Raw genomic sequence first — 23,460 nt, 5'->3', positions numbered from 1 at the left:
CGCGGGTACCCGCGCACGCGCCGCCCAGCGGGCCCCTTGCGGGGTGCTGCGCGTGGTCGTGCCGGGGTGGACGCCGCGGCCGGCCGCGCTGCCCGCAGGGGCTCGCCCGCCGCCGGGGACAGCTCACGGCGCTCGGCCGGTGCCGCTGCGCCCACCCGTGCCGCCCCTGGGGGTACCTCCCAGGCTGTTCAGGCACTGGGGGAAGCACGACTGCCCGCAGCCGAGTCGGCCTGTCGGCTGCGCGCCGTCCGCAAGGCGAGCCCTCCGGGCACTGCCTCACTCGGGGGGGGGCGTCACCCGGCCCTCGCGGCCGGCAGCCGTACCCGCGGGCGCGTCACTCGTCGGTCGCCGCGGCCGGCAGCGCCGCGGCGGGGCGGACCCAGCCGCGTGAACCCCGGGCGCGCAGCCATGCCGTGGTCTCCTCGGGCGGCATCGCCGCCGCGACCAGCCAGCCCTGTACGGCGTCGCAGCCCAGGTCGCGCAGGCGTTCCCAGGTCTCGTCGTCCTCGACGCCCTCGGCGACGACCAGCAGGCCGAGGGAGTGCGCGAGGTCGACGGTGCAGCGCACGATCTCGGCGTCCTCGGTGTCGACGGCCAGCCGGGCCACGAACGAGCGGTCGATCTTGAGTTCGCTGACCGGGAGCCGGCGCAGGTGCACGAGGGAGGAGTAGCCGGTGCCGAAGTCGTCCAGGGACATCTTCACGCCGTGCGCGGTCAGTCCGGCGAGGGTGTCGGCGGCGCGCTGCGGGTCCTCCAGCAGGACGTGCTCCGTGATCTCCAGCTGGAGCGCCCCCGCCGGGACACCGTGCCGGGCCAGCCGCGCGGCGACCGAGCCGGCGAAGCCGGGGGTGTGGACGTCGCGCGGGGAGACGTTGACGGCGACCGGCACGAACAGGCCCTGGGCCCGCCACCGGGCGACCTGTCCGAGCGCCGTCTCCAGTACGTACTCCGTCAGATGGGGCATCAGCCCGGAGGACTCGGCGATGGCTATGAACTCGTCGGGCGGCACGCTGCCGCGCTCGGGGTGAACCCAGCGGACCAGTGCCTCCAGGCCGGCCACCTGTCCGTCGAAGCGGACCTTGGGCTGGTAGTGCAGCCGGACCTCGTGGGCGTCCAGGGCCCGGCGCAGATCGCCCAGCAGCCCGAGCCGGTCCGGGGTGTTGGAGTCGCGCTTGGACTCGTAGACCTCCACGCCCGTGCGGTCCCGCTTCGCCTGGTACATCGCCACGTCCGCCCGGCGCAACAGCCCCTCGGCGTCCAGCGCGTGGTCGGGGAAGACGGCGACCCCGGCGCTGGCCTCCAGGACGAGGGTGAGCCCGTCCAGGTCGAGCGGCGAGCTCAGCTCGGCGACGAGAGCCCGGGCGACCCGCGTCGCCGAGGTGGTGGAGTCGGCGACCGGCAGCAGGACGGCGAACTCGTCACCGCCCAGCCGCGCGGCCTCCGCTCCGCGCGGCAGTGCCAGCCGCAGCCGGTCGGCGGTCTGCAACAGCAGCCGGTCACCGGCGAGATGTCCGAGGGTGTCGTTGACCGACCGGAAACGGTCCAGGTCGATCAGCATCAGTGCGGCGCGGGCGCCGACCCGTTCGGCGTCGTCCAGCGCGGTCCAGGTCCGCTCCAGCAGCCACTGCCGGTTGGGCAGTCCGGTCAGCGGATCGCGCAACTGCTCCTCAGCCCGGGCTCGGGCGATCCACAGCGTGGAGTCGAGGGCGATCAGCGGGATGGAGAACAGCGGCAGCAGCAGCGGCTTCGCGACGGCGACCACGCAGACCAGCGGCGCGATGCCGAGCAGCGCGACGGCCACCAGTCCGTGCCTGACCAGGGCGGTGCGGGCGACCGTGGGCAGTCCGGCCCGCGGGGTGTGCAGGTACCACAGCAGGGCGCGGGTGACGGCGAGGTAGGCGACGGCGACGAGCACCACCTTGGGGGCCGCGTACACCCCCCAGGTGTTCGGGTCCCAGGGGTGCTCCACGGACGGTACGGAGCCGCAGACCCCCAGCAGCAGGGCGCCCGCGGCGATGCCGAGGATGTCCACCGCGCCGTGCAGGACGCCTTGCCGCCAGCGGCCCCGGCGGGCTATGCCGACCAGGACGACGACGGTGAGGCTGACCATGCCGGCCGGGACCCAGCCGTAGAGCAGCAGGACGGCGAGGGTGAGGGCGGCGCCCGAGCCGGTGCCGCCCCACCAGCGGGAGCGGCCGAGCATCACGAGGTGGCCGACGACGATGCCGGTCAGCACGGCGAGGGACCAGCCGGCGGTGCCGGACGGGAAGAGGGCGTGGCCCTCGGCGAACGCCCGGTAGAAGCCGGCGCCCAGGACGAACCCGGCCGCGGCCACGACCGCCGCGGGCAACGCGGGCCAGGACAGGTGCCGTTCGGCGTCGGGGTCGGACATCGCGGGCGCGCCGGCGGCGGGCGGCGCGGTGCCCGGGGCGTCCGCCGCGGGGTGCCGTGCGCCACCACCGCGCTGCCCGAGCCACCGGCTCACGTGCCACGTCCCCACCAGGTGACGCAGGCGCAGCCGTGAGCCCGCGGCGGCGCTCTCGGTCGGTTCCATTCCCGTCCCTCTCACAGCCGGCGGTGCCCACGCCACGCGGCCCTGCGCCCGACAACCCTCAACGGCTCCGCGTTGGAGAACCCTTCCCCCTGTTCCTTGGGGCAGGGGGATGCCCCCGACCGCAGCTGGGCACGGCAGGCGCACCCCTCAACAGTAGGCCGCGGAAGGCTTCCTGGGGCACCGGTCGTCGACGGTTGCCCGAATGCGACCCGGCCACCCGTATGCATCTGGTATGCGCCGATCGGGTGGCCTTCAACCGCTATTCCTCGGCCGAAAGCGCGGCGCCGGTGGCCGCTTCGGGTCCTTCCTCGAGCAGGACGGTGAAACCGTCCTCGTTCAGGACGGGCACCTTGAGTTGCATCGCCTTGTCGTATTTGGACCCGGGATTGTCGCCCACCACCACGAACGACGTCTTCTTGGACACCGATCCGGTCACCTTGGCGCCGCGGCTCTGCAACGCGTCCTTGGCTCCGTCGCGCGTGTAGTTCTCCAGCGTGCCGGTGACGACGACGGTGAGTCCTTCGAGCGGGCGCGGGCCCTCGTCCTCGCCGGTCGACTGTTCCTCCAGCGGAACTCCGGCCGCCTTCCACTTCCGGACGATCTCGCGGTGCCAGTCCTCGGCGAACCACTCCTTGAGGGAGGCGGCGATGATGGGGCCGACGCCGTCGGTGTTGGCCAACTCCTCCTCGGTGGCCTGCTCGATGCGGTCGACGGAGCGGAACTGGCGGGCGAGTTCCTGGGCGGCGACCGGGCCGACGTGCCGGATGGAGAGGCCGTTGAGGAACCGGGCGAGCGGCCGGTTCTTGGCCTCCTCGATGTTCCTCAGCAGGGCGAGGGTGTTCTTCTTCGGCTCGCCCTTCTGGTTGGCGAAGACCGTGACGATCTTCTCCTCGCCGGTCTTGGGGTCGCGCTTGGGCAGCCCGCTGTCCGGATCGAGGACGTACGCCTTGATGGGCAGCAGCTTCTCGACGGTGAGGTCGAAGAGGTCGCCCTCGTCGACGAGCGGCGGATCGGCCGGCTCCAGCGGCCGGGTCAGCGCGGCCGCGACGACGCCGCCGAAGTGCTCGATGTCCAGGCACTCCCGGCCGGCGAGGTAGGAGACGCGCTCGCGCAGCTGGGCCGGGCAGGTACGGGCGTTGGGGCAGCGGAGGTCGATGTCGCCCTCCTTCATGGCCTTCAGCGGCGTCCCGCACTCGGGGCACGCGGCCGGCATGACGAACTCCCGCTCGCAGCCGTCCCGCAGGTCGGCGACCGGCCCGAGGATCTCGGGGATCACGTCACCGGCCTTGCGCAGCACCACCGTGTCGCCGATGAGGACGCCCTTGGCCTTGACGACCTCCTGGTTGTGCAGGGTGGCGAACTCCACCTCGCTGCCGGCCACGGTGACCGGCTCGACCTGCGCGTACGGCGTGACGCGGCCGGTGCGTCCGACGCCCACCTTGATGTCGACGAGCTTGGTGTTGACCTCCTCGGGCGCGTACTTGTAGGCGATGGCCCAGCGCGGGGCGCGCGCGGTGGAACCGAGGCGGCCCTGGAGGCGGATCTCGTCGAGCTTGACGACGACGCCGTCGATCTCGTGCGCCACCGAGTGCCGGTTCTCGCCGTAGTACGCGATGAACTCCCGGACGCCGTCGAGGCCGTCGACCACCCTGTTGTGCGGGGAGGTGGGCAGGCCCCAGGTCGCCAGGAGGTCGTACGCCTGGGAGAGGCGGGTCATGCCCGTGTAGCCCTCCAGGGCGCCGATGCCGTGGACGACCATGTGCAGGGGGCGGGAGGCGGTGACGCGCGGGTCCTTCTGGCGCAGTGAACCGGCCGCCGCGTTGCGCGGGTTGGCGAAGGGCTTGTCGCCGGCCTCGACCAGCCGGGCGTTGAGCTCCTGGAACTTCTCCATCGGGAAGTAGACCTCGCCGCGGATCTCCACGAGGTCGGGGACCTTGTCGCCCGTGAGGCGCTCGGGGATCTCGGCGATGGTGCGGACGTTGGGCGTGATGTCCTCGCCGGTGCGGCCGTCGCCGCGGGTGGCCGCGCGGACCAGCCGGCCGCGCTCGTAGGTGAGGTTGACGGCCAGTCCGTCGACCTTCAGCTCGCACAGGAAGTGGTACTTCTGCTCGCCCAGCTCCTTGGCGATGCGCTCGGTCCAGGCGGCGAGCTCGTCGTCGTTGAAGGTGTTGTCGAGGGAGAGCATGCGGGAGCGGTGCTCGACGGCCGTGAACTCCGTCTCGTAGGAACCGGCGACCTTCTGGGTCGGCGAGTCCGGGGTGCGCAGCTCCGGGTACTCCTCCTCCAGCGCCTCCAGGGAACGCAGCAGCCGGTCGAAGTCCGCGTCGCTGATGACGGGGGCGTCCTTCACGTAGTACCGGAAGCGGTGTTCCTCGATCTGCTCAGCGAGCTGCACGTGCTTCTCGCGCGCCTCGGCGGGCACACTCGTCGTCTCCGCCTGCTTGTCGCCGGCCACCGTGTCGTCCTCCCGTTACTCTGGGTTGTCCGCGAGGGATCTCGCCGCCCGGACGCAGTGGGCGAGCGCGCGGCGGGCGTACTCGGGGGACGCGCCCGCGAGTCCGCACGACGGCGTCACCGTGACCGCCTCCGCGAGAAGCCCCGGATGCAGCCCCAGCCTGCGCCACAGCGTCCTGACACCCATGACGCTACCGGCAGGGTCTGACAATGGGCCGTCCGTCCCCGGTACGACACCGGTGAACAGCCGGGTGCCGCCCTCCACCGCCTCGCCGATCGCGTCGTCGTCACGTTCGGTGAGGAGGGAGAAGTCGAAGGAGATGCCCGCGACGCCGGCCCGGCGCAGCAGGGCGAACGGGACGTCGGGGGCGCAGGAGTGGACCACGACGGGGCCCTCGCCGTGCGCCCCGACGGTGTCCCGCAGAGCCCCCTCCACGACCTGCCGGTCCACGGCCCGGTACGTGCGGTAGCCGCTGGCGCTGCGCACCTGGCCGCGCAGCACCGCGGTGAGGGACGGCTCGTCGAGCTGGAGCACGAGTGTCGCGCCGGGCACGCGGCGCCGGAGCTCGGCGAGGTGCAGGCGCAGGCCCTCGGCGAGGGAGGCGGCGAGGTCGCGGGTGGCACCGGCGTCGGACAGGACGGCCTCGCCGCCTCGCAGTTCCAGGGCGGCGGCCAGCGTCCAGGGGCCGACGGCCTGGACCTTCAGCGGCCCCTCGTAACCCTGCGTGAACTCCTCCAGCGCGTCGAGGTCCTCCCCCAGCCAGGCCCGGGCCCGTTTGGTGTCGCGGCCCGGGCGGTCGCCGAGGCGCCAGCCGCTGGGCTCCACGCGCGCGTACAGCTCGACGAGCATCCCGGCGCTGCGGCCGATCATGTCGGCGCCGGGGCCGCGGGCGGGCAGCTCGGGCAGGTACGGGAAGTTCTCGAAGGTGCCGGTGACGGTCTTGACGGCCTCTCGGGCGTCCTGGCCCGGCATGCTGCCGATGCCGGTGGCGGGGGCAAGGGGGAGGGTGGCGTTCACGAGAAGAAGCGTACGCAGGGGCTGGGGTAGGTTGTTCGCCCCCGCCGCCCCTTCCCTTCCCGTCCCCGGGGGCTGCGCCCCCGGGCCCCCGCTTTCGGCCTGGACGGCCTCGTCCTCAAACGCCGGACGGGCTGGACGCGCCCGGCACCGACTAGCGCCCCGGGCGCACCGTCAGGTCGTTGACCTCCGCGTCCCTGGGCAGGTCCAGGGCCATGACGATCGTCGTGGCGACCGACTCGGGGTCGATCCACTGCGCGGGGTCGTACTCCTTGCCCTCCTGCTGGTGGACCTTGGCCTGCATGGGGCTGGCGGTGCGGCCGGGGTAGACGGAGGTGACGCGGACGCCGTTCGCGTGCTCCTCCTGGCGCAGGGAGTCGGCCAGGGCCTTCAGTCCGTGCTTGGAGGCGGCGTACGCGGACCAGCCGGCGTGGGCGTTGAGTCCGGAACCGGAGTTGACGAAGACGACCTGGCCCTGGGCGACGCGGAGCTGGGGCAGGAAGAGGCGGGTGAGCTCGGCCGGGGCGACCAGGTTGACGCTCAGCTGGTGGCGCCAGGTCTTCGGGGTGAGGTCGCCGACGGGGCCGAGGTCGACCACGCCCGCGATGTGCAGCAGGGAGTCCACGCGGTCGGGCAGTGTCTGGTGGGAGAAGGCCCAGGACAGCTTGTCCGGGTCCGCCAGGTCGCCGACCAGCGTCTTGGCGCCGGGGAACGCGGCCGCCAGTTCCTTCGCGCGGCCCGCGTCGCGCGCGTGCAGCACGACCTCGTCGCCGCGCTCGTGCAGGCGGCGGGTCACGGCCGCGCCGATGCCGGAGCCCGCTCCGGTGATCACATGTGTAGCCATGACCGCCATGCTCGCATCACCGCGGGCTCACTCCACGCCCTGGCTCTCCTCCAGGTAAGCCAGTGCGCCGACCGGCTCCTCGGCGAAGAACACCAGCTCGGTGAGGGGGTGCGGCAGGAACCCCTCGTCCTCCATGCGGCGGAACTGTTCCTTGAGCCCGTCGTAGAAGCCGGCCGTGTTGAGCAGGACGACCGGCTTGTCGGTGTGCCCGTGCTTCTTCAGCTCCAGGATCTCCGTCGCCTCGTCCAGGGTGCCGGTGCCGCCCACCATGATCACCACGGCGTCGGCCTTCTCCAGCAGCAGCCGCTTGCGCTCGGCGAGGTCCTTGGCGATCACCATCTCGTCGGCGCCCTCGCGCGCCTTGGCCGCCAGGAAGTCCACGGAGACGCCCAGGAGCCTGCCTCCGGCCTCGTGCACACCGTCGGCGACGACCTTCATCAGCCCGGTGTCCGAACCGCCCCACACGAGCGTGTGCCCGCCCTTGCCGAGGAGGGTGCCGAACTCCTTCGCGGGGCGCGTGTAGCGCTCGTCGAGGTCGGCGGCGGAGAGGAAGACGCAGATGTTCATGGGACCACGGTACGGGGGGCGTGGCGCCCGGGAAGAACCCGGCTTCGGCGCACGCTGTACGGAAGACGTGGGCCACCCGAGGAGGATCGATCATCGTGACGAAGGGTCATCGCATCACCATCGAGCGGAGCGACCGGCACGTGCGCGCGGTGCACGGCGGACAGGTCCTGGCGGAGAGCGACGGGGCACTGGTCCTGCGCGAGACGGGCTGTCCCGACCGGTACTACCTCCCCGCCGAGGACGTACGCATGGACCTGCTGACGCCGTCCGCCACACGCACGCACTGCCCGTTCAAGGGCGACGCGTCCTACTGGTCGCTGCCGGACGCGGCGGACCTCGCCTGGGCCTACCCGGACCCGAAGCCGGACGTGGCGGAGATCAAGGACCACCTGTGTTTCTACGACGTCGAGGTGTCCTGAGGGATGAAACGCGTGCCGTAGGGCAGTCTGCACAAGATGGACAAGAAGACCCTTTCGCGTGACGGCACGCGCATCGCGTACGAACGCGCCGGGCAGGGGCCGGCCGTCGTCCTGGTCAGCGGTGCGATGTCCACGGGGGCCACGCTGGCGCCCCTGGCCGCGGAGCTGTCGAACCGTTTCGACGTCACCGTGTACGACCGCCGGGGCCGCGGCGGAAGCGGGGACACGGCGCCCTACGCGGTGGAGCGCGAGGTCGAGGACCTCGCGGCGCTGATCGAGGCGGTCGGCGGCGAGGCGTCGCTGTACGGCATCTCGTCCGGCGGCGCGCTGGTGCTGCGGGCGGCGGCGAGCGGGCTGCCGGTGCGCCGGGTCGCCGTCTACGAGGTGCCGTACGCCATGGACGACGACGCCGCGCGGGCCCGCGCGGAGTACACCGAGCGGCTGGGCGAGGCGCTCGGGCAGGGCCGGCGCGGGGACGCGGTGGAGCTGTTCCTGCGCCTCACCGGCCTGGGCGAGGAGATGATCCGGGGCGCCCGCCGGTCGCCGATGTGGGCCGGCCTGGAGTCGGTCGCGCCGAGCCTCGGGTACGACGACGCGGTGATGGGCGACGCCCGGGTGCCGCGGGCCCGGCTGGCGGAGATCACCGTGCCCGTGCTGGCCCTGGCGGGCGACGCGGGCGCCGAGTGGATGCGCGAGGCGGCACGGGCGGTCGCCGACGCCGTGCCCGAGGGCACGTACCGAGCCCTCGGGGGGCAGAGCCACATGGTGGAGCCGGGCGTCCTGGCACCGGTGCTCGCGGAGTTCTTCGCGGCGTAGGAGGGCGCCCGGTCAGGCCACGCCCGCCGTCGCGCGCGTCGTCGACGCGATCGTCGCCGAGCCCACCACGCGCGTGCCGTCGTACAGCACGATCGCCTGGCCGGGGGCCACGCCGCGCACCGGCTCGGTGAACGACACCTCCAGCGTGCCGTCGACCAGGCCGGCGGTGACCTCGGTCTCGCCGCCGTGGGCACGGAGCTGGGCGGTGTAGGTGCCGGGGCCGGTGGGGGCGGCGCCGCACCAGCGGGGCTTGATCGCGGTGAGCGCGGTGACGTCCAGCGCCTCGGCCGGGCCCACCGTGACGGTGTTGTCCACCGGGGAGATGTCGAGGACGTAGCGGGGCTTGCCGTCGGCGGCGGGCGTGCCGATCCGCAGGCCCTTGCGCTGGCCGATGGTGAAGCCGTAGGCGCCCTCGTGGGTGCCGAGGCGGTTGCCGGCCTCGTCGACGATGTCGCCCTCGGCCCTGCCGAGGCGGTTCGCGAGGAAGCCCTGGGTGTCGCCGTCGGCGATGAAGCAGATGTCGTGCGAGTCGGGCTTCTTGGCGACGGCGAGTCCCCTGCGCTCGGCCTCCGCGCGGATCTCGTCCTTGGTGGTGAGCGTGTCGCCGAGCGGGAACATGGCGTGGGCGAGCTGCCGGTCGTCCAGCACGCCGAGGACGTAGCTCTGGTCCTTGGCCATGTCGGAGGCGCGGTGCAGTTCGCGGGTGCCGTCCTCGCGCAGGATCACCTTCGCGTAGTGACCGGTGCAGACCGCGTCGAAGCCGAGCGCTAGGGCCTTGTCGAGCAGCGCGGCGAACTTGATCTTCTCGTTGCAGCGCAGGCACGGGTTGGGGGTGCGGCCGGCCTCGTACTCGGCGACGAAGTCCTCGACCACGTCCTCGCGGAAGCGGTCGGCGAGGTCCCACACGTAGAAGGGGATGCCGATGACGTCCGCGGCGCGGCGGGCGTCCCGGGAGTCCTCGATGGTGCAACAGCCCCGGGCGCCCGTGCGGAAGGACTGCGGGTTGGCGGAGAGCGCCAGGTGGACGCCGGTCACGTCGTGCCCCGCCTCGGCCGCGCGGGCGGCGGCGACGGCGGAGTCGACTCCGCCCGACATGGCGGCGAGGACGCGGAGGGGGCGGGTGCGGTGCGGGGTGTCAGTCATAACCCTTCCAGGGTACGGGGGCGCGGGAACCGGAGCGCGCGCGTATGCGTTGAAGATCGCATGGGGGCGAAGAGCGGGTCCACGGGCGGATCCAGGGACGCGGACCGGCACATCGGCCGCCGGGCGCTGCTCGTCGGCGGCACGGCGGCGGCCCTGGGCACGGCGGTGCTGGCGCGCGACGAGCTGGCGCGGCTGTGGTGGCGCACGCCGGGCGTGGAGAAGCCCCGCGAGAAGGGCGCCGTCGACTACGCGGGCGCCCGGTGGGTGGCGGCGTCGGACGCCAACTGGCGGCGCGCGGACCGGCCCGACGACTTCGGCATCGACATGGTGATCGTCCATGTCACGCAGGGCAGCTTCGCGAGCGCCGTGAAGGCGTTCCAGGACCCCGGTCACAAGGCCGCCACGCACTACATCGTGGGCCAGGACGGTCGCGTCACGCAGATGATCCGCGAGCTGGACGTGGCCTACCAGGCGGGCAACCGGGACTACAACGAGCGCAGTGTCGGCATCGAGCACGAGGGTTTCGTGGACCGGCCGCAGGACTTCACGGAGGCGATGTACGCCGCGTCGGCCCGGCTGACCGCCGGTATCTGCGCGCGGTACGAGATACCCGTGGACCGCGAGCACATCATCGGCCACGTGGAGGTGCCGGGCACCGACCACACCGATCCGGGGCCGCACTGGGACTGGGACCGGTACATGGAGCTGGTGCGGCGGGCGGCGACGAGCGGTCCGTCCGCCGGCGCCTCGACAAGCGCCTGACCCCGCCGCCCGACCCCTACGTCAGCCCCGCCGCCCGCGCGCGTTCCACCGCCGGGCCGATCGCCTTGGCGAGCGCCTCGACGTCGGCCTCCGTGGAGGTGTGGCCGAGGGAGAAGCGCAGGGTGCCCCGGGCGAGGCCGGGGTCGGTGCCGGTGGCCAGCAGGACGTGGCTGGGCTGGGCGACGCCGGCGGTGCAGGCTGAGCCGGTGGAGCACTCGATGCCCTGGGCGTCGAGGAGGAGGAGCAGGGAGTCGCCCTCGCAGCCGGGGAAGGTGAAGTGGGCGTTGGCCGGCAGCCGGTCCACCGGGTCGCCGCCCAGGATGGCGTCCGGGACCGCCGTACGGACCGCGTCGACCAGGTCGTCGCGCAGGGCGCCGATCTCGCGGGCGAACCACTCGCGCTGCTCGGTGGCGAGGCGGCCGGCCACCGCGAAGGAGGCGACGGCGGGCACGTCGAGGGTGCCGGAGCGGACGTGGCGTTCCTGACCGCCGCCGTGCAGGACGGGTACGGGGGTGTACTCGCGGCCGAGCAGCAGCGCGCCGATGCCGTAGGGGCCGCCGATCTTGTGGCCGGAAACCGTCATCGCGGCGAGTCCGGAGGCGGCGAAGTCGACCGGGAGCTGACCGACGGCCTGGACCGCGTCGGCGTGCAGTGGAACGTCGAACTCGGCGGCCACGTCGGCGAGTTCACGGACCGGCATGATCGTGCCGATCTCGTTGTTGGCCCACATGACGGTGGCGAGGGCGACGTCGCCGGGGTCGCGGGCGATGGCTTCGCGCAGCGCCTCGGGGTGGACGCGGCCGTACGCGTCGACCGGCAGGTACTCGACGGTCGCGCCCTCGTGTTCGCCGAGCCAGTGGACGGCGTCGAGGACGGCGTGGTGCTCGACGGGGCTGGCCAGGACCCGGGTGCGGGCCGGGTCGGCGTCGCGGCGGGCCCAGTACAGGCCCTTGACGGCGAGATTGTCGGCCTCGGTGCCGCCGGAGGTGTAGACGACCTCGCTGGGCCGGGCGCCGAGGGCGTCGGCGAGGGTCTCGCGGGCCTCCTCGACGGTGCGCCGTGCGCGGCGGCCGGACGCGTGGAGGGAGGAGGCGTTGCCGGTGGCGCCCACGTGCGCGGTGAGTGCCTCGACCGCCTCGGGGAGCATCGGGGTGGTCGCGGCGTGGTCGAGGTAAGCCATGGTGGGGCCGATTCTACGGGGCGGCCCCGCGCGGCCTCAGATCAAGGTTGGCCTCTTCGGCGAACCGGGACCGGCAGCAGGACGGGTGGCTCACAGACTCCACGACATCGTGTTGTCCGCGGACATGACCGCCACCAGGACCAGCAGGTCGGCGACGCCCAGGCCGAGGCCGAGGAGGGCCCGGCCGCGGCGGGCGGTACCGCGCCACAGGGCGACGCCGGCCAGCGCGATGGCGACGGGGCCCAGGAAGACGTTGAGGACGAGCAGGCCGAGGAGGCCGAGAACGAAGGACGCGACGGCCATGCCGTCGGTGTCCCGGATACCGGTCCGGCGGGTGGCCGGTGCGGTGAGCTGCACGGTGTTCTCCTTACGGTGCGTCGATGGACCGGCGGCGGTCAGTGGACGGAGCTGCTCCGGCGGCGGCCGTGCCGCTCGCGGACCGCGAAGACGCCGAGCCAGACGGCGAGGACCAGGCCGAGGGCGACGGACACGGTGAGCGGCGCGTGGGCGACGGTGCCCAGGACGGCGCCGAAGAGCAGAAGTGCGACGACGAGAAACAGCATGGAGCGGATCCCCCAACCTTCGGTGAACGGTTGTAGTTACAGTTGTTCACTGACTTCCCAGTCTAGCGCGCCCCATGGCTTTTCAATTCCGGAGAACAGTTGTTAACTGCATGGCATGAGTCACACCCTCGGCGTTCGGCAGGCCCAGAAGCAGAAGACCCGTCAGGCGCTCCTGGACGCGGCGCTCGCGCTGCTGGAGGAGCAGAGCCTGAGCAGCCTGGGCCTGCGCGAGGTCACCCGTGCCGTCGGCGTCGCCCCGACCGCCTTCTACCGGCACTTCCGCTCCACCGCCGACCTCGGCGTGGCACTGGTGGAGGAGGCGCTGGGCAGCCTGCATCCGATGATCCGGACGACGGTGTCGCCCGCGGAGGACAGTGACGAACGGATCGCCCGCGCCGTGGAGTTGATCGCCGGTCACGTGGCCGCACATCCCGCTCACGTCCGGTTCATCGCCCGGGAGCGGCACGGCGGGGTGCAGCCGGTGCGGGAGGCGATACACGGCCAACTGGCCCGGTTCGCCGAGGAGGTGCAGGCCGAGCTGGCCAAGGACCCGCAGTCGGCGGGCTGGCACGACGACGACCTGCTGATGCTCGCTGGCCTCTACGTCGACCAGATGCTGATCACGGCCTCGCTGTTCCTGGAGACGCTGGAGGCCCCGGAGGAGGAGCGCCGGCGCGTCACCGCGGTCGCGACCCGCCGGATGCGGCTGATCAGCATCGGCCGCCGGCACTGGCTGGACTGACCGGGCGGGGAGACGCGGCACGCACGCCGGGACGCCGAGACGGGCAGGTCTCGGCGTCCCGGCGTGCGGTGACAAACGGGCGGGCACCGCCCGCGGGGCGCGTCAGCCGAGCCGGACCCGGGCCAGCTGACGGGACTGGGCGACCAGGCGGTCGGCGCTGTCCCAGACCTCGGCGTCCTCTTCGAGGAAGCCGCCGGCGAGGTTGCGGGTGGTGATGGAGACGCGCAGCGGGCCCGGTGCCGGGCGGCAGCGCACGTGCACGGTCAGCTCGACCGTCGGCACCCAGCCCTTGAGCCCGAGCTCGAAGGCAGTCGGGGGCAGCGCGTCCACCGCGAGGAGCAGCGAGAGGGGGTCGGCGTCGCGGCCGTCGGCGAGCCCGAACCAGGCCCGCATCTCTCCCCTGCCCGAGGGCTGCCCGAGGGCCCAGCCCAGGGTGGCGGGGTCCAGCTTGAGCATCAGCCGGTCGGCGATGGCGGAGCTGCCCTCCACGGGGGCGGGGCCGTCCTCCGGGCCGAAGCACTGGTCCATGGGCGGGATGGCGGGCGGCTTCGCCGAGGTGCGGACGTCGTCGGGCAGCGTCCCGAGGTCGCCGTAGGAGGCGAGGACGCGGATGCGCTCAACCTCGTTGCCCTCGTCGTCGTACTGGAAGAGGGACGCCTGGCCGGTGGAGAGCGTACGGCCGGTGCGGACCGTCTCCGTGCGGACGACCGCCGGGCCCGGCCGGGACGCGGTGAGGTAGTGCGCCGAGATGGTGAAGGGGTCGGGATGCGGCAGGGCGTCCCCGAGAGCGCGGCCCAGGACGGCCAGCAGGTAGCCGCCGTTGACGGCACTGATGATCGTCCAGCCGGCGGAGAGGTCGATGTCGTAGACGCCGGGTGCGCGCCGGGTGACGCTGGTGTCCCGGTCGAACTCGCTGTCGCCGATGGTGGCCCGGGTGGCCGGTGCGGAGGCTGCTTCTGGCATGGCTGCACGCTACAACAGGAAACTACTAAGCGGTAGCTTTTCCTTGCTGCCGCTGCCGCTGCCGCTGCCCCGGAGCGGACGGAAGACCTCTCACTCCCCCTCGACGACCGTCGACCGCCGGTTCCACGCGCGCGGCGCCCGCCAGTGGAAGCGCAGCGCCAGCAGACGCAGCAGGAAGGCGGTGACCACCGCGAGACCGCTGGTGAACGGGCTCAGCGCGTCGAAGCGGATGCACAGGACGACCATCGTGGCGCCGACGATGGCCGGGACGGCGTACAGGTCGCGGTCCCAGCGCAGCAGCGACGGCACCTCGTTGGCCAGGACGTCGCGCAGCACACCGCCGCCCACCGCGGTGGCCATGCCCAGACAGGCGGAGGCGGTCAGGCCGAGCCCGTAGTCGTACGCCTTGGTCGTGCCGGCGACGCAGAACAGGCCGAGGCCGGCCGCGTCGAAGACGTTGACGCCGGTCTGGAGGCGCTCGACGTGGGGGTGGAGGAAGAAGACCAGCACCGTGGCGAGCAGCGGGGTCAGGAAGTACCCCAGGTCCGTGAACGCGGCGGGCGGCACCGCCCCGATGATCAGGTCCCGGAACAGCCCGCCGCCCAGCGCGGTGACCTGGGCGAGGACGGCGATGCCGAACACGTCGAAGTTCTTGCGGACGGCCAGCAGCGCGCCCGAGATGGCGAAGACGAAGATGCCGATCAGGTCGAGCGTGTGCTGCACGGTGGGGCTGAAGAGTTGCTCGTACACCCTGCCATTCTCACCTGCCGGTGAGCCCCCGCCTTACAAACGAAGGCGGGGGCTCACGGACCGGGCCGGGTTACTTCTTCTTCTTGGCCGGAGGTTCGGCTTCGGCGTCGGTCTCGGGGGCGTCCGTCTCCGACGACTCGGGCGCGGCGGCCTGCGCCGGACTGGCCTCAGCCGTCTCGGACTCGGCGTCCGCCGACTCCGCCGTGGAGCCGGCCTCCGCAGCGGGCTCGGGCGCCTCGCTCTCCGCGTCCGCGGTCTCCGCGCCGCCGGCCTCCGCCTCCGGAGCCGCCGGGGCGTCCGCCTTCGCGGCCTCCACCTTCGGAGCCTCCGCGTCCGCAGCCTTTGCCTCCGGGGCGTCCGCCTTGGCCGTCTCCGCGTCCGCGGCCTCCACCTTCGGAGCCTCCGCCTTCGCGGGCCCCGCGTCTGCGGTCTCCGCTGCCGCGGTCTCCGCCGGCTTCGCCCGGGCCTCGTCCGAGACCGTCTCCGCCGCCTCCTTGGCGGCGGTGAGCAGGACGACGTCCTGCGGGGCCTGGTCCTCGAAGTTCTCCGGGTGGTGGCAGGCCACCTGCTGGCCCGGCCGCAGCTCCTTCAGCGGCGGCTCGGTGGTCTTGCAGATCTGCGTCGCCTTCCAGCACCGCGTGTGGAAGCGGCAGCCGCTCGGCGGGGCGATCGGCGAGGGCACGTCGCCGCGGAGCAGGATCCGCTCGCTCTTGGCGCCCCGGCGCTTCGGGTCCGGCACCGGCACCGCCGACATCAGCGCCTTGGTGTACGGGTGCATCGGCGCCTCGTACAGCGAGGTGCGGTCGGCGAGCTCGACGATCTTGCCCAGGTACATCACCGCGATCCGGTCCGAGACGTGCCGGACGACGGACAGGTCGTGCGCGATGATCACGTACGTCAGGCCGAGCTCCTGCTGGAGGTCGTCCATGAGGTTGACGACCTGCGCCTGGATGGAGACGTCCAGCGCGGAGACCGGCTCGTCCGCCACGACCAGCTTCGGCTTCAGGGCGAGCGCGCGGGCGATGCCGATGCGCTGGCGCTGGCCGCCGGAGAACTCGTGCGGGTAGCGGTTGTAGTGCTCGGGGCTCAGGCCCACCAGCTCCAGGAGCCGCTGGACCTCCTTCTTCACCCCGCCCTCGGGCTCCACGCCCTGGAGACGGAACGGCGCCGAGACGATGCTGCCGATGGTATGGCGCGGGTTCAGCGAGCCGTACGGGTCCTGGAAGATCATCTGGATGTCCCGCCGCAGCGGACGCATCCCGGCCGTGTTCAGCCGCGTGATGTCCTTGCCATCGAAGTGGATCGAGCCGCCCGTCGGGTCCTGGAGCCGGGTGATGACCCGGCCCATGGTCGACTTGCCGCAGCCCGACTCACCGACCACGCCGAGGGTCTCGCCCTTGCGCACCTCGAAGTCGATGCCGTCGACGGCCTTGACCGCGCCCGCCTGGCGCCGGAGAACACCCTTGTGGATCGGGAAGTGCTTCTGCAGGCCCTCGACCTTCAGCAGCACCTCGCGCTCCTCGGGAGAGGATGCCTGGGCCGGGACCGTCGTCGCGTCCTTCTTCTTCGTATCGCTCACAGCTTCGGCGCAATCTCTTCGGTCCAGATCCGCGTGCGGTCCTCCGGCGAGAGGTGACAGGCGGAGAAGTGCCCGCTGCCGACCACCTGGAGTTCCGGCCGCACGGTACGGGTGACATCCCCCTTGGGGATGTCCGCGTACGGGCAGCGGGGGTGGAAGGCGCAGCCCGAGGGGACGTTGATGAGGCTCGGCGGCGAGCCCTTGACCGGGATGAGCCGCTCGGAGGTCTCGCGGTCGATGCGCGGCATCGAGCCGAGCAGACCCCAGGTGTACGGGTGCTGCGGCCGCTCGAAGACGTCGTCGACCGAACCGCGCTCCACGCACCGGCCGCCGTACATCACCAGGACGTCGTCGGCGATCTCGGCGACCACGCCGAGGTCGTGGGTGATGAGGACGACCGCGGAGCCGAACTCCTTCTGCAGGTCCCGGATCAGGTCGAGGATCTGCGCCTGGACGGTCACGTCCAGGGCGGTCGTCGGCTCGTCCGCGATGAGCAGTTCGGGGTTGTTGACCAGCGCCATCGCGATCATCGCGCGCTGGCGCATACCGCCGGAGAACTCGTGCGGGTAGCTGTCGACGCGCTTGCCGGGCTCGGGGATGCCGACCCGGTCGAGCATCTCGATCGCCCGCTTGCGCGCGGTCTTCTTGTTGACGTCGTGGTGGACCCGGTACGCCTCCACGATCTGATTGCCGATCGTGTAGTACGGGTGCATCGCGGACAGCGGGTCCTGGAAGATCATCGCCATCTCGCGGCCGCGCAGCCGGCGGACCTCGTCCGGGTCGGCGGAGACGAGCTCCTTGCCGCCCAGCCAGATCTCGCCGGACATCTGCACGTTCTTGCCGCGCGAGCCGAGCCGGTGCAGGCCCATGATCGCCAGTGAGGTGACGGACTTGCCGGATCCCGACTCGCCGACGATGCAGAGGGTCTTGCCCTTCTCCACCTGGAAGCTGAGCCCGTCGACGGACTTGACCAGGCCGTCGTCGGTGGGGAAGTGCACCTTGAGGTCGCGGACCGCGAGGAACGCGTCGGGCGCGTTCGAGGGCGAGCCCGTGGGCTCACCCACGGCGGCCCCGGTCTTGGAGAGTTCGGTCACGAGAGCCTCACGCGTGGGTCGGCGGCGGCGTACAGCAGGTCCACCAGGAGATTGGCGATCACGACGAAGAAGGCTGCGAGCAGGGTGACGCCGAGGATCGGGGGCAGGTCGTTGTCGGTGATGCCCTGCACCGCGTACTGGCCGATGCCGGGCAGCGAGAACACCTTCTCGGTGATCACGGCGCCGCCGAGCAGCAGGCCGAGGTCCATGCCGAAGACGGTGATGATCGGGGTCAGCGCGGCCCGCAGCCCGTGCCGGGCCACGACCCTGCGCTCCCGCAGGCCCTTGGCGCGGGCCGTGCGGATGAAGTCCTCGTTCATCGTCTCCAGCATGCCCGAGCGGGTGAGCCGCGCGTAGATGGCGGAGTACAGCAGGGCCAGCGAGCACCAGGCCGGGAAGAGCGTGTTGGCCCATTGGGCCGGGTTCTCGGTGAGCGGCACGTAGGTGCGGCCGAAGATCGGCCACTGGAAGGTGAACAGCAGGAGCAGCAGGTTGCCCGTGAAGAACATGGGCAGCGAGACACCGGCGAGCGCGACGCCCATGAAGGTGCGGTCGAAGACGCTGCGGGGCTTGAGCGCCGAGATCACGCCGATCAGGACACCGGAGACCAGCCACAGCACGGCGGCGCCGCCGGCCAGCGAGAGGGTCACCGGGAGGCGGGAGGTGAGCTGCGGCCACACCTCGACGTGGTTCTTGAAGGAGTAGCCGAAGCAGGGCGCGTCACACTGCGCCGTGGTGGGGCCCAGGTTGTAGGTGGCGCCGCTGACGATCCCCTTGATGAAGTGCCAGTACTGGACGTACAGGGGCTCGTCCAGACCGAGGTTCTGCTTGACCGCGAGGATGTCTGCCTTCGTCGGACTCTTTCCGATGTACTGCTGCGCGAGCTGGTCGGCGGTCTGACCGGCGAGCCGCGGCAGCAGGAAGAAGATCGCGAAGGTGACCGCGGTGACGACCAGCAGCAGGATCACTGCCGCGAACGTCCGACGGAGGATGTACGAGATCACGGGGACCGGCGCTGGTGCCCGCGGGCCGCGAAGCCCGCGGGCACCAATGCCTTCACCTGCCTTCCGGGGCTACTTCTTGGTCGTGCCGATGTTGAGGTAGTCGTACTGACCGCTGAAGGCCGCCGTGGACACCAGGTTGGTGTAGGTGGTCGGGCGGTACAGCAGGACCTTGAAGTAGGTCAGCGGGACGAGGGTGGCCAGGTCCATCGCACGCTTGTCGATCTGGGCGTACAGCGCGTTGCGCTCGGTGTCGCTCTCGGTGGCGATGGCCTTCTCGAGCGTCTCGTTGATCTGCTTGTCGTTGATGTACGACAGGTTGGTGTTGCCCGAGGCGCCGATCGCGTCACCGTGCAGGATCTGCTGCAGGAAACCGTAGCCGGACGGCCAGTCGGCACCCCACTGCATCATGTGCAGACCGATGTTCTGCTTCTTGTCGAACGTCGGCACACCCGCGTAGTCGGTGAAGTACTTGCCCGACGGGTACTGCTTCAGGCTGGCGTTGATGCCGACCTTCTTCAGCGAGGCGATGATCGCGGTGGCCGCGTCGATCTCCTGCGGGCGGTCGCTGCGCGCCGAGATGTTCGTGTTGATGGCCGTCTTGCCGCAGGCCTTCAGCTGCTCCTTGGCCTTGGCGACGTCGCCCTTGTTGCCGTCGGTGGCGTAGACGTCCGACTTCTCGTAGCCGGTGATGTCCGGCGGGAGGACGGTGGTGGCGACCTCACCGCGGATCGGACCGCCGAGGGCGGTCTGCACGGAGACCTTGTCGATGGCGTACTGGACGGCCTTGCGGCACTCGACCTTGTCGAACGGCGCGACCTGCGAGTTGATCGCCATGTAAACCAGGCGGCCACCGTAGGTGTTGTCGGTGTTGGCCTTCAGGGAGGCGTCGTTGACGACCTTCGCCTGCGTCGCGGCCTGGACGCCCGTGCCGCCGAGGTCGATCGCGGTGCCGGCCTGGACGTCCTGGTCGATCGTCTCGGCGTTGACCTTGAGCTTGACGACGATCTTTTCCGGGTACTGCTTGCGCAGCGGGTCCGTCTTCGGGTCCCAGTTCTCGTTGCGGACGAGGACGGCCTGCTTGCCCTCCTCGTAGCTCTCGAACTTGTACGAGCCGGAGGACACGATGCTCTTGACGTAGTCGATGCCCTTGTCCTTGGACTGGGGCACCGGAGCCGTCTGCGGCGTCGCGACCAGGTAGTCGAACTCCTGGAAGGAGCGGTTGAGGTGGAAGACGATCGTGGTGTCGTCCGGCGTCTCGATGGACTTCAGGCCCTCGGGGCTCTTGTCCTTGTACGGGCCCTTGTACTTGTCGCCGTCCTTCATGAACTGCTGGAAGTAGTTCGGGCCGAGGGAGAGCACGTCACGCGCGAAGTTGGAGCGCTCGACGGCGTACTTGACGTCCTTCGAGGTGATCGGGGTGCCGTCCTGGTACTTCAGACCCGCGCGCAGCTTGTACGTCCAGGTCTTGCCGCCGTCGCTCGGCACGCCCTTGCTGGCGGCGAGGTCCGGGACCAGGGTGTTGCCCTTCTCGCCCGCGCCGGGCTGGAAGGTCATCAGCGGGCGCGCGTACAGCCGGCTGAGGTTGTACATGTACGCGTAGTACGTGTTGCCGGGGTCGAAGGAGTCCGGGACGTCCGAGTACTCGTACGTGACCGTCCCACCCTTCTGGGTGGAGGCGTTGACGACACCCTTGGTCGCTGCGTTGGCCTCAGCCGACTTCTTACCGTTGTTGTCCGAGCTGTCATCGGCCTTGCTGCAAGCCGAAAGCAGCAGGCTTGCACTGCCGATGGCCGCGACCGCGGCCAGCGCTGACCTTCGCATGATGGTCTGCTTCCCCTCCATTGTTGGCAAATCTTTGGGACTCTCGGGGCAGTCGCCGGTCAGCGGCTGCGCGGGTCGAGAGCGTCACGGAGACCGTCGCCGAGCAGGTTGAACGCCAGGACGGTCACGAAGATGGCGAGACCGGGAACGATCATGAACTGGGGGTCGACCTGGTAGAAGGCGACCGCCTGGTTGATCATGCCGCCCCACGAGGCCTGCGGGGGCTGGATGCCGACGCCGAGGAAGCTCAGGGACGCCTCGAAGATGATGTTGGTCGGGATGAGCAGCGTCGAGTAGACGATGATCGGGCCCACGAGGTTCGGCAGCAGCTCCCGGAAGAGGATGTAGGGGCCCTTGGCCCCCATCCCCCGGGAGGCGTCGACGAACTCCCGTTCACGCAGGGCCAGCGTCTGACCGCGGACGATGCGGCCCAGATAGGGCCAGTTGAAGAAGCCGATGACGAAGACCAGCACCATGATGTGCAGCGGCAGGCCCTCCAGTCCGAAGGCGCCGCCCTGCAGGGTCGCCGAGATGGCGATCGCGAACAGCAGCAGGGGGAAGGCCAGGAAGGTGTCCATCAGCCGGCTGATGATGGTGTCGACGCGTCCGCCGTAGTAGCCGGCCACCACGCCGAGGATCGTGCCGATCGTGTTGGACAGGATCGTGGCGCCGAAGGCGACGACCAGCGAGACCCAGGAGCCCTCGAGGATGCGGGTGGCGATGTCCCGGCCGAACTTCGGCTCCACACCGAGCGGGTGGTCCCAGCTCATGCCGCCGAAGTCACCCTTGGGCAGCGAGGTGTTGGGGTCGATCAGATCCTGGTTGAGGGCGTTGGGGTCCAGGCCGAAGATCGCCTGGATGGGGCGGGAGAGGATCGCGAGGAGGATCAGCAGGATCACGACGACCCCGCCGGCCACGGCCACCTTGTCCTTCTTGAAACGGGACCAGGCGATCTGCCCCAGGGAACGGCCCTCGATCTGCCCCTTATCGGCACCGGCGAGGACAGCCTCGGGCTGTGCCTCGGCTTGCGCCCCGGTGGTCTCGATCGGTGCGGTCACAGTGACCCGACCCCTCTCGCCGGTGGTGACCGGCCTACACCCGCCGTGGATTACGGCTTTGTCGACTTGCTCTCGATCACGGGATCGAACGATCCGGTGTCTGTCTCGGGAGTCTTCAGCGTCGTCAGGATCACCCGCCAGGTCTGACCGGGAAAGTATGCGCAACCGTGATGCATTGCTGGGGATTCCGTTATCCGAACAGTGGGTAACGGCCTTCGGACGAAGGACAGTTGGGACACAACGGCGAAATCGCCGACCTTCGCGACCTTCTGTCGTCGTCTACGCGCGAAGAAATGTGTGTGTGACGTGAAGATCACGGAGCGTCGCCGGTACGGGCGACCCGACCCCACACACCGTCAGAAGCTCCCGCGGGCCGGAGGGTAGCCGTACCCGGCGGCGGGCGCCTGGGCGGGGGCCGCGTGGGCCTCGCGGTCGTAGAAGGGGCGGGCGTGGGCACGCAGCCACATCGCGACCGGGTCGTGGGCGTCGGTCATCGCCACCGTCGACACCGGCAGTCCCTCTGGCACCGCGCCGACGGACTGCTGCATCATCGCGCGCACCGCGTCCACGGCCGGCGGCGACGTGTCGTACACGTCCAGGCCGATGGCGAGGTAGGGGGCGCCGAGCGACGGCTGCACCCAGGCGCGGCGCAACGCGCGGACCGCCGGGGTGCGGTGGGCGTTCTGCGCGAGCAGGGCGTAGAACTGCGGGATCTCGATGGCCGGTTCGGACAGGCGCAGGGGCCCGGCGGGCTGGCGGTCCAGACCGGAGGCGATGCGGCGCAGGTCGAGCCAGGGGATGCCGACGCCGCCGCCGGGGGCGTGCGGATTGAGCCAGAGGCCGTAGTGGTCCGGGTAGAGGGCGCGGGCCACTTCCAGACCGTCGACCACCTCGTACGACCGGTTCCAGCCGCTGGCGGAGAGCTCCTGGGCGGAGGTGACGCAGGGCGCGTAGGCGCAGCCGCCGACCTCCATGCTCCCGTACTGGGCGTCCGGGGAGCCGGCCTGGCCGTGCCACAGCAGCATCCAGACCTGGCCGGTGGCGGGGGCGGCGAGGGCGCGCAGCAGGGCCTCGTAGGCGTCGTAGCGTCCGGGCGTCACCTGGCGCAGCATGTGCTCGACCTGCCCGGTCGCGGCAGTACCGCTCGCGCTCACCTTTTACCGACCCTTCGAGAATCGTCCCCTGTTTGTGAACCCAGCTTAGGGCTCCGCCGGTCGCAGTGGCTTCAGAGCTCGGGGCCAATGCCGTCTTGCCTTCGCCGGCCGAGTGCGGCTTGTCGCGCCGTTCCCCGCGCCCGTTCGGGGCGCTTGCCTGCCGGCGTTCACACGTCTCGGTCGTAGAACGGGCGTACATGGGCCCGCATCCAGTCGCAGACCGGGTCCTGGGCTGCTTCCAGGAGGACCAGGTTGACCGGCCACTTGACCGGGGCCGCGCCGAGGGCGCGGCCGAGGGCGTCGAGGGGGAGGGCGCGGGCGTCGCCCTCCCAGTGGGTCAGTTCCACGCCGACGAACATCATCGGGTCGGCGGTCTCGACGGCGGCCAGGCAACGGCGGGCGGTGCGGACGACGCCGATGGCGGCGAACTCGGCGGAGGCCGCGGCCAGGAAGTCCACCGGGTCGTCCTGCCAGTCGGGTTCGAAGAGGCGGACCCGGCCGCCGGACGCGGGACCGTCCAGCGGGGTGCGCCCGGCCCGGCACAGCTCGGCCACGGCGGCCGGCGGCAGCGGGACGCCGACCACGCCGTCCGGGTTCACGGCGATGCCGACCTGCGGGGGCAGGCCGCGGGCGAACTCGGCGGCCGGGGCGATGGTGTACCCCATGTGGGGGCCGGCGACCCGGCGGAGCTGCTCCTCGGAACTGAACACCGGCACGTGGGCCTGGCCGCCGATCTCCACCGTGGGCAGGTCGAGGGGTCCGGTGTCCGGGCCGCCGCCGTTGGGCAGCGGGACCCAGACGAGGCTGCGGCCGAGCACCTCCACGATCCGGCCGCCGGCACCCGGCACGCCGAGGGAGGCGGACAGCACCTCCTCCAGCTCGTTGCCGGGCCATCCACCGTGCGGGTGGGGATGCGCCTGCGCCGGGAACTCCGGTGAGAGGTCCGCGAAGCCTGCTGGGAAGTCCATCTGCCTACCG

The 23,460-nt window shown here is 71.5% G+C and carries 22 protein-coding genes; 4 read left to right on the top strand and 18 right to left on the bottom strand.

Going from position 1 to position 23,460, the window contains the following annotated elements:
• Positions 1 to 334 precede the first annotated feature (334 nt).
• The 5 genes from IEZ05_RS33735 to IEZ05_RS33715 form a co-directional block, all read right to left on the bottom strand.
• On the bottom strand, positions 335 to 2,554 hold the full coding sequence (locus IEZ05_RS33735) for a putative bifunctional diguanylate cyclase/phosphodiesterase (protein WP_189234123.1): 2,220 nt from the start codon (positions 2,552 to 2,554) through the stop codon (positions 335 to 337).
• A 259-nt stretch (positions 2,555 to 2,813) separates the two neighbouring features.
• A complete protein-coding gene (gene ligA / locus IEZ05_RS33730; protein ID WP_189234122.1) occupies positions 2,814 to 5,009 on the bottom strand; it encodes an NAD-dependent DNA ligase LigA in 2,196 nt (731 codons plus the stop codon).
• Positions 5,010 to 5,024: 15 nt separating this feature from the next.
• Complete coding sequence (locus IEZ05_RS33725) at positions 5,025 to 6,026, bottom strand: methionine synthase (protein WP_189234121.1); 1,002 nt, start codon at positions 6,024 to 6,026, stop codon at positions 5,025 to 5,027.
• A 151-nt stretch (positions 6,027 to 6,177) separates the two neighbouring features.
• On the bottom strand, positions 6,178 to 6,867 hold the full coding sequence (locus tag IEZ05_RS33720; RefSeq protein WP_189234120.1) for an SDR family oxidoreductase: 690 nt from the start codon (positions 6,865 to 6,867) through the stop codon (positions 6,178 to 6,180).
• 27 nt (positions 6,868 to 6,894) lie between these two features.
• Entirely contained in the window at positions 6,895 to 7,434 is a 540-nt protein-coding gene (locus IEZ05_RS33715) for an LOG family protein (protein ID WP_189234119.1), read from the bottom strand.
• Between the two features lie 95 nt (positions 7,435 to 7,529).
• Here IEZ05_RS33715 and IEZ05_RS33710 point away from each other — a divergent pair, with 95 nt between their 5' ends.
• Both IEZ05_RS33710 and IEZ05_RS33705 read left to right on the top strand, forming a co-directional pair.
• Positions 7,530 to 7,853, top strand: a complete 324-nt coding sequence (locus IEZ05_RS33710) for a DUF427 domain-containing protein (protein WP_189234118.1) — start codon at positions 7,530 to 7,532, stop codon at positions 7,851 to 7,853.
• Between the two features lie 36 nt (positions 7,854 to 7,889).
• Positions 7,890 to 8,669 carry an alpha/beta fold hydrolase gene (locus tag IEZ05_RS33705; RefSeq protein ID WP_189234117.1) on the top strand — a complete coding sequence of 260 codons (780 nt, stop codon included), beginning with the start codon at positions 7,890 to 7,892 and terminating at the stop codon, positions 8,667 to 8,669.
• A gap of 12 nt (positions 8,670 to 8,681) precedes the next feature.
• Here the strand turns inward: IEZ05_RS33705 and mnmA are convergent, their stop codons facing one another.
• Complete coding sequence (gene mnmA / locus IEZ05_RS33700; protein WP_189234116.1) at positions 8,682 to 9,812, bottom strand: tRNA 2-thiouridine(34) synthase MnmA; 1,131 nt, start codon at positions 9,810 to 9,812, stop codon at positions 8,682 to 8,684.
• 60 nt (positions 9,813 to 9,872) lie between these two features.
• Between mnmA and IEZ05_RS33695 the strand changes: the two genes are divergently transcribed.
• On the top strand, positions 9,873 to 10,574 hold the full coding sequence (locus IEZ05_RS33695; RefSeq protein ID WP_189234115.1) for an N-acetylmuramoyl-L-alanine amidase: 702 nt from the start codon (positions 9,873 to 9,875) through the stop codon (positions 10,572 to 10,574).
• A 16-nt stretch (positions 10,575 to 10,590) separates the two neighbouring features.
• Here IEZ05_RS33695 and IEZ05_RS33690 read toward each other — a convergent pair whose 3' ends face one another.
• From IEZ05_RS33690 to IEZ05_RS33680, 3 genes are all read right to left on the bottom strand, one after another.
• Positions 10,591 to 11,754 (bottom strand): cysteine desulfurase family protein, encoded by a 1,164-nt coding sequence (locus IEZ05_RS33690; RefSeq protein ID WP_189234114.1) that lies wholly within the window; start codon positions 11,752 to 11,754, stop codon positions 10,591 to 10,593.
• Positions 11,755 to 11,844: 90 nt separating this feature from the next.
• Complete coding sequence (locus IEZ05_RS33685; protein ID WP_189234113.1) at positions 11,845 to 12,111, bottom strand: DUF4190 domain-containing protein; 267 nt, start codon at positions 12,109 to 12,111, stop codon at positions 11,845 to 11,847.
• A 38-nt stretch (positions 12,112 to 12,149) separates the two neighbouring features.
• A complete protein-coding gene (locus IEZ05_RS33680) occupies positions 12,150 to 12,317 on the bottom strand; it encodes a hypothetical protein (RefSeq protein WP_189234112.1) in 168 nt (55 codons plus the stop codon).
• A gap of 115 nt (positions 12,318 to 12,432) precedes the next feature.
• Between IEZ05_RS33680 and IEZ05_RS33675 the strand changes: the two genes are divergently transcribed.
• Positions 12,433 to 13,059, top strand: a complete 627-nt coding sequence (locus tag IEZ05_RS33675; protein WP_189234111.1) for a TetR family transcriptional regulator — start codon at positions 12,433 to 12,435, stop codon at positions 13,057 to 13,059.
• A gap of 102 nt (positions 13,060 to 13,161) precedes the next feature.
• Here IEZ05_RS33675 and IEZ05_RS33670 read toward each other — a convergent pair whose 3' ends face one another.
• The 9 genes from IEZ05_RS33670 to IEZ05_RS33630 all read right to left on the bottom strand — a co-directional run bounded on the left by IEZ05_RS33670 (position 13,162) and on the right by IEZ05_RS33630 (position 23,450).
• Positions 13,162 to 14,022, bottom strand: coding sequence for a thioesterase family protein (locus IEZ05_RS33670; protein ID WP_189234110.1), 861 nt, complete (start codon positions 14,020 to 14,022; stop codon positions 13,162 to 13,164).
• 90 nt (positions 14,023 to 14,112) lie between these two features.
• Positions 14,113 to 14,772: a trimeric intracellular cation channel family protein gene (locus IEZ05_RS33665; protein WP_189234109.1), complete on the bottom strand. Its 660-nt coding sequence runs from the start codon at positions 14,770 to 14,772 to the stop codon at positions 14,113 to 14,115.
• 70 nt (positions 14,773 to 14,842) lie between these two features.
• Entirely contained in the window at positions 14,843 to 16,351 is a 1,509-nt protein-coding gene (locus tag IEZ05_RS33660) for an ABC transporter ATP-binding protein (protein ID WP_189234108.1), read from the bottom strand.
• Entirely contained in the window at positions 16,348 to 17,445 is a 1,098-nt protein-coding gene (locus IEZ05_RS33655) for an ABC transporter ATP-binding protein (RefSeq protein WP_189234107.1), read from the bottom strand. Before IEZ05_RS33655 ends, IEZ05_RS33660 begins: the two co-directional genes overlap by 4 nt.
• Positions 17,442 to 18,449 (bottom strand): ABC transporter permease, encoded by a 1,008-nt coding sequence (locus tag IEZ05_RS33650; RefSeq protein ID WP_161163154.1) that lies wholly within the window; start codon positions 18,447 to 18,449, stop codon positions 17,442 to 17,444. The genes IEZ05_RS33655 and IEZ05_RS33650 overlap by 4 nt, the downstream gene beginning before the upstream one ends.
• Positions 18,450 to 18,518: 69 nt before the next feature.
• Positions 18,519 to 20,270 (bottom strand): ABC transporter substrate-binding protein, encoded by a 1,752-nt coding sequence (locus IEZ05_RS33645; RefSeq protein ID WP_457852747.1) that lies wholly within the window; start codon positions 20,268 to 20,270, stop codon positions 18,519 to 18,521.
• A gap of 59 nt (positions 20,271 to 20,329) precedes the next feature.
• The gene (locus IEZ05_RS33640; RefSeq protein ID WP_189234105.1) at positions 20,330 to 21,328 is read right to left on the bottom strand and encodes an ABC transporter permease; all 999 of its coding nucleotides are present in this window, start codon (positions 21,326 to 21,328) and stop codon (positions 20,330 to 20,332) included.
• A 356-nt stretch (positions 21,329 to 21,684) separates the two neighbouring features.
• The gene (locus IEZ05_RS33635; protein ID WP_189234104.1) at positions 21,685 to 22,482 is read right to left on the bottom strand and encodes an enhanced serine sensitivity protein SseB C-terminal domain-containing protein; all 798 of its coding nucleotides are present in this window, start codon (positions 22,480 to 22,482) and stop codon (positions 21,685 to 21,687) included.
• Positions 22,483 to 22,649: 167 nt separating this feature from the next.
• On the bottom strand, positions 22,650 to 23,450 hold the full coding sequence (locus tag IEZ05_RS33630; protein WP_189234103.1) for an enhanced serine sensitivity protein SseB: 801 nt from the start codon (positions 23,448 to 23,450) through the stop codon (positions 22,650 to 22,652).
• Positions 23,451 to 23,460: the final 10 nt, after the last annotated feature.

Origin of the sequence: Streptomyces flaveolus (assembly GCF_014648815.1) — a bacterium.
In the GTDB taxonomy this organism is placed as follows: Bacteria; Actinomycetota; Actinomycetes; order Streptomycetales; family Streptomycetaceae; genus Streptomyces; species Streptomyces flaveolus.
Note: the sequence above shows the minus strand (reverse complement) of the source record. Positions and strands in the feature narration are given on the sequence as shown.

What these genes read in the sequence shown, in the direction of transcription:
- IEZ05_RS33735 (WP_189234123.1), bottom strand. Translation starts at nt 2,554, where the DNA reads ATGGAACCGACCGAGAGCGCCGCCGCGGGCTCACGGCTGCGCCTGCGT.
- IEZ05_RS33720 (WP_189234120.1), bottom strand. Translation starts at nt 6,867, where the DNA reads ATGGCTACACATGTGATCACCGGAGCGGGCTCCGGCATCGGCGCGGCC.
- IEZ05_RS33715 (WP_189234119.1), bottom strand. Translation starts at nt 7,434, where the DNA reads ATGAACATCTGCGTCTTCCTCTCCGCCGCCGACCTCGACGAGCGCTAC.
- IEZ05_RS33705 (WP_189234117.1), top strand. Translation starts at nt 7,890, where the DNA reads ATGGACAAGAAGACCCTTTCGCGTGACGGCACGCGCATCGCGTACGAA.
- mnmA (WP_189234116.1), bottom strand. Translation starts at nt 9,812, where the DNA reads ATGACTGACACCCCGCACCGCACCCGCCCCCTCCGCGTCCTCGCCGCC.
- IEZ05_RS33695 (WP_189234115.1), top strand. Translation starts at nt 9,873, where the DNA reads ATGGGGGCGAAGAGCGGGTCCACGGGCGGATCCAGGGACGCGGACCGG.
- IEZ05_RS33690 (WP_189234114.1), bottom strand. Translation starts at nt 11,754, where the DNA reads ATGGCTTACCTCGACCACGCCGCGACCACCCCGATGCTCCCCGAGGCG.
- IEZ05_RS33680 (WP_189234112.1), bottom strand. Translation starts at nt 12,317, where the DNA reads ATGCTGTTTCTCGTCGTCGCACTTCTGCTCTTCGGCGCCGTCCTGGGC.
- IEZ05_RS33675 (WP_189234111.1), top strand. Translation starts at nt 12,433, where the DNA reads ATGAGTCACACCCTCGGCGTTCGGCAGGCCCAGAAGCAGAAGACCCGT.
- IEZ05_RS33670 (WP_189234110.1), bottom strand. Translation starts at nt 14,022, where the DNA reads ATGCCAGAAGCAGCCTCCGCACCGGCCACCCGGGCCACCATCGGCGAC.
- IEZ05_RS33645 (WP_457852747.1), bottom strand. Translation starts at nt 20,270, where the DNA reads ATGCGAAGGTCAGCGCTGGCCGCGGTCGCGGCCATCGGCAGTGCAAGC.
- IEZ05_RS33630 (WP_189234103.1), bottom strand. Translation starts at nt 23,450, where the DNA reads ATGGACTTCCCAGCAGGCTTCGCGGACCTCTCACCGGAGTTCCCGGCG.